Below are 617 nucleotides of genomic sequence, written 5' to 3' on the forward strand. Positions count from 1 at the left end.
TAGTCCCATTCGGACATTGTTTGACAAGTCCTCTTGTGTGGTTTGGAGTTTACCCTTGACGCTCGTCCAATGAGATCATGCTAGGTTGTTACCCTGCAGATGTTGGCGACTGCGCGCGCCGGCCTATGCGGATTGAACTCGATGATCGACAACGTGCACCAGAGCTCCAGATATTGGATCACCTGCGAGAGTCGAAGGGTGAAGCTGGTTTAGCTGAATTGGCTCCTGCCCACATCGGCGGTTGCTCTCTTGAGAAGCTCCAGGAAAGGCAGCCGAGCCATGTCCTGACGACGCCTCCTGCGGTTGGGACCGTAAGCGCAAGTTCAGCCCGTTGTTGGCCTTCCGACGCTTTCTCAAATTTGAGGCAGCTCGAGTTTCGGAACGTTCCCAACATCAATTCCGGCTGCCTGTGCCCTCTCGAGGAAGTCCATAGCAGTCCGAACGTGCGCATAGCCCAGCAGCGTTGACTTGTACCGAACCGCGGCATTCCCCTTTGCAATGCCTTCGGCCAGCGCGAGCACGAGGCCGCGAGCCTCGTCAATTTCAACCTGGGAGGGCGAGTAGATCTCATTGATAATTGGGATATGGCTCGGATGGATTGCCGAAGCCCAGGACGC

The 617-nt window shown here is 56.2% G+C and carries 1 pseudogene; it reads right to left on the bottom strand.

Annotated features, from left to right (window positions below):
- Nucleotides 1–353 precede the first annotated feature (353 nt).
- Nucleotides 354–617 (bottom strand): annotated as a pseudogene (locus tag AC0L3B_RS38210) (hypothetical protein); the annotation flags it as partial.

The sequence above is a fragment of the Bradyrhizobium sp. Kon56 genome (assembly GCF_055807635.1).